The organism is Myxococcus sp. CA039A, from assembly GCF_013336645.1.
Taxonomy (GTDB): domain Bacteria; phylum Myxococcota; class Myxococcia; order Myxococcales; family Myxococcaceae; genus Myxococcus; species Myxococcus llanfairpwllgwyngyllgogerychwyrndrobwllllantysiliogogogochensis.
Map to the genome: position 1 here is coordinate 1 of NZ_JABUMQ010000547.1, position 3882 is coordinate 3882.

The following is a 3882-nucleotide window of genomic DNA, read 5'->3' on the forward strand; positions in this document are numbered from 1 at the left end:
CCCCCCAAGGTGTGCGCGGACGTGTCCGTGGCATACGACATGCTCTAGGGACCTGGGTCTGCCTTGAACGAAACCGAGGTCCCTCACATGAGCGCCATCTCGCGACTGTTGTTACCCAGTTTCTGTCTCTGTCTCCTCGCCGCATGCGGGCCGCTGGCCCCCGAGGACGCGACGCCTCCCCTGGAGTCCCAGGCCTTCTCCGCTGGAAACGACGACTCCCACTCCCAGGGCACGCAGCTCCACGGTTCGCACATCCCGTCCGCGGCCTACACGGGAGCCACCGTGCTGCACGACGGCGTCCGCCGCGCGGCGACGCTGCGAATCTACAAGGGTGAGCTGGTCGCCCGAATCAACCTGTCGGTGACGGGCGCCACGCCCAGCCTGGTCCCGTGCCTCCTGCGTGGAACAGGCGCCGACCGAACCTGTGGCTTCAGCGTCGAGGGCCAGGGCACCTGCTCGCCGAACACGCTGGTCACCGTCTCCAGCGGCGAATGCTCGGGAGCACCGGGGAGCTGCACGGGCCGCCCCATCCTTCGCGTCTGCTCGGGGGAGAGCCCCTGCGAGTTCGAGCGCACGGGCTACCTGGGCTCGGGCGTGGGGACGGCGGGGCCCGACCTTCAGTGCAGCACGTCCAGTTGCCCCGCCGTGAAGTTCACCTGCCCCAAGAGCGGCATCTTCACCGTGCTGACGGGCCCCTATACGACGACGCAGAGCGCGAGCGTGACGCTGCGCTCCACCGCCGGCCGCTTCCCGGTGACGGTGAAGGACCTGAGGGGTGAGCAGCTCATCGGCGCGCGGATGCTGAGCTCGTCGCCGTCCGGCTACGGCACCGTCCTGGAAGTCAAGGACGCGACCAACGCGGCCAACGTCACCATCCCCGAGTCACCCGGCATCTGGGACGTCAGCGGCGACACCTTCCTCTATCGCTTGCAGATAAGGCCCACCAGCGGGTCGCCCATCGACCTGTGCCAGACAGGCGCGGACCCCGCCGTGGGCTGGGCGTGGACGCTCCCCCTGGAGGGCCTCTTCTCGAAGGCGGGTGAGCGCGAGGAGAGCACCAACGCCTTCACGCTCGCGTGCGACCCGGGCGTGCTCGCCAAGTGCTACCGCTGGGGCTACAAGCCGTGGCTGGATGGCGCGAACCCCGGCGTGGTGACGAAGACCCACTGGGCCTGCACCCGGATGGCTCGCGCCGACTACTGCGGGAGCGGCGCGTCCTTCACCCAGGATGGCACCCTCATCCAGCCGTGGGACGCGCTGACGCCGAACATCATCGCCCCGCCCACGGAGGGCTCGGGCCCGTCGGGCATGCAGTTCGAAGCGGGATGGGACACGGGCGGCCCGGCGTGTCTGAGCCACTGGCGCTGGAAGCACCTGCAAGCCGGCTGCGTGACGCTCCAGCCGCCCATCGAGGACTCCAACGGCCACGTCATCAACGACTGCAGGGACCCGCACAACGTCGCGGGCGCGTACAAGTGCTCACCCATCTGCGACAACGCCGAGGAGGCGAAGCAGCTCTTCAAGAGCCTCGTCTTCAACAAATCCCTGGCCAACGAGCAGCTCGCCAATCCCCAACCCTGAGCTAGCCTCCCGGGCCGCGAGGAGGACGCGGCATGATGACGGGAGCCATCTGGCTGACAGCGCTGCTGTCACTGGGGAGCGCGGAGATGAAGTGGGTGACCCAGGACAGCCACACCACCGTGCGCCTGCGAGGCGTCAGCGCCGTCGACGGACGCGTGGCCTGGGCCAGCGGAGACAAGGGGACCTTCGTCCGGACGACGGACGGAGGTCAGACGTGGAAGGCGGGCACCGTGCCCGGCGCGGAGACGCTCGACTTCCGGGACGTGGATGCCTTCAGCGACACCACCGCGTATCTGCTCTCCATCGGCGAGGGTGACAAGTCCCGCATCTACAAGACGGTGGACGGCGGCGAGCACTGGACGCTCCAGTTCACCAACCCGACGCCGGGCGCGTTCTTCGACGGCATGGCGTTCTGGGACGAGAAGCATGGCCTCGCTTTCAGCGACCCGGTGGAGGGCCGCTTCCTCGTGGTCGCGACCTCGGACGGCGGAGCCACCTGGACGCCCCTGCCCGCCCAGGCGTTTCCTCCAGCGCTCCCCGGCGAGGCGGGCTTCGCGGCCAGCGGCACCAGCATCGCCGTGCGAGCACCGAAGCAGGCGTGGTTCGGCCTGGGGGGCGCGGCGGCGCGCGTGCTCCGCACGTCGGACGGAGGCAAGTCGTGGAGTGTCGCGACCACGCCCCTGGCCACGGGAGAGGGCGGCGGCGTGTTCTCGCTCGTCTTCTGGAGCGAGCGCGACGGCATCGCGGTGGGCGGCAACCACAAGCTCCCCACGGACGCCACGGGCAACCTGGCCCTCACGCGAGACGGCGGCAAGACGTGGAGCGTGCCCGGGGGAGCGAGGCCCGCGGGCTACCGCTCCTGCGTCGCGCAGGTCCACGGCGCGCCAGGGCCCACGCTCGTCACCGTCGGGCCCTCTGGCTCGGAGATGTCCGCGGATGGCGCGCGGAGCTGGCAGTCGCTGGGGTCCACGGGCTTCCATGCCGTGTCCGCGTCGCTCACCGGCAAGCGCGTGTGGGCCGTCGGAGACGCGGGAATCATCGCGATGCTCCAGCGCGTGCGGGCGCCGCTGCCTACTCCTTCAGCACCTTCACCCAGTCGTCCTCGTCGCTGAACAGGCGCGCGCCCAGTCGGACGACGGTGTCCGAGTGGGCCACTGCAGCCGCGCCGCCCACCCAGACGGGCACGCCGTCCGGCAGCGCCCGGATGAGCTGGGAGAGCGTGTCGCGGAACACCTCCACGCCGTGATTGGTGATGGCGGACAGCCCCACCAGCTCCGGCTTCAGCGACGCCACCGCCCGCCCCAAATCCAGCGCGGGTACCCTCTGTCCCAGCAGCGTCACCCGGAAGCCCGCGTGGCGCAGGCGCAGCGCCACGCCCAAGAGCCCCAGCTCGTGCTCCTCATCCGGGAAGCACGCCAGCACCGCGTGGCGTCGCCCGCTGTCCGGCGCTCCGTGCAGCAGGCTCACCAGCCGGGCGCGCACCACCTGCGTCACCAGGTGCTCCTGCGCCACGGACAGCTCGCCCGTGTGCCAGCGCTCGCCCACCTCGCGCTGGAGCGGCGCCAGCACGCCCTCGAACGCCTTGAGCGGGGGCAGCGCGGACAGCACCTCGTCCACCACCGCCGACACGCCGCCCTGGTCATACGCCTCCGCGGCGAGCAGCGCGGCGTCGCGCCAGAACTCCAGGCCCGTGCTGGAGCCCTGGACGTCTTCGGTGGCGGTGGGCGCGGCGTCCAGCTCCTCGAGCAGTTGAGGCAGCAGCTTCGCCGCCTCGCTGATGGCCACGCCCTCGTCCGTCAGCTTCTTCAGCCGCTTGAGCAGCGCGACGTCCCGCTCGGTGTAGACGCGGTAGCCCGCGGGCGTGCGCAAGGGCTGGAGCACGCCATACCGCCGCTCCCAGGCCCGGATGAGCTCCACCCGAACCCCTGACAGCTCCGCGGCGACGTGGATTCGGTAGGTGCGCTCGGCCATGGGCGATACGGGTCAGGGGCGACTATGCGCGGTTCGCACCTGGCTCCAGAGGGCAATCAGCTCCTGCGAGGACTCCGCGTACTGCGCACCCAGTGTGAAGGTGGTTTTCAGGTGCTCGCGCGCGCCGGGCCCTCCTACCACGACCGGAGAGGGGGCGCAGGCTCGCAGCGCATCCGACAACAGCGTTGCGAATTCGTCCGTTTCGCGCCGCTGCACGAAGGACAGCGCCACCATGTCCGGGTGGAGCTGCTCGCACGCGGCACGCAGCGCGTCAGCCGGGGTATCCGCCCCCAGCATCGTCACCCGCCACCCCTTGCGCTTGAGCTGCAC

At 70.6% G+C, this 3882-nt stretch carries 4 protein-coding genes; 2 read left to right on the forward strand and 2 right to left on the reverse strand.

The genetic code is table 11. The annotated features are described in order from the left end of the window. Window positions 1-87: 87 nt before the first annotated feature. Both HR086_RS45370 and HR086_RS45375 read left to right on the forward strand, forming a co-directional pair. The gene (locus HR086_RS45370; RefSeq protein ID WP_174468765.1) at window positions 88-1581 is read left to right on the forward strand and encodes an ADYC domain-containing protein; all 1494 of its coding nucleotides are present in this window, start codon (window positions 88-90) and stop codon (window positions 1579-1581) included. 32 nt (window positions 1582-1613) lie between these two features. Next, complete coding sequence (locus HR086_RS45375; RefSeq protein ID WP_174459823.1) at window positions 1614-2693, forward strand: oxidoreductase; 1080 nt, start codon at window positions 1614-1616, stop codon at window positions 2691-2693. Here HR086_RS45375 and HR086_RS45380 read toward each other — a convergent pair. Both HR086_RS45380 and HR086_RS45385 read right to left on the reverse strand, forming a co-directional pair. Then, window positions 2653-3552 carry a MerR family transcriptional regulator gene (locus HR086_RS45380; RefSeq protein ID WP_174459824.1) on the reverse strand — a complete coding sequence of 300 codons (900 nt, stop codon included), beginning with the start codon at window positions 3550-3552 and terminating at the stop codon, window positions 2653-2655. The two genes, HR086_RS45375 and HR086_RS45380, sit on opposite strands and share 41 nt — an antisense overlap. A 12-nt stretch (window positions 3553-3564) precedes the next feature. Further along, window positions 3565-3882 (reverse strand): cobalamin-dependent protein (locus HR086_RS45385; protein WP_174468766.1); only part of this gene is annotated, 318 nt, incomplete at its 5' end.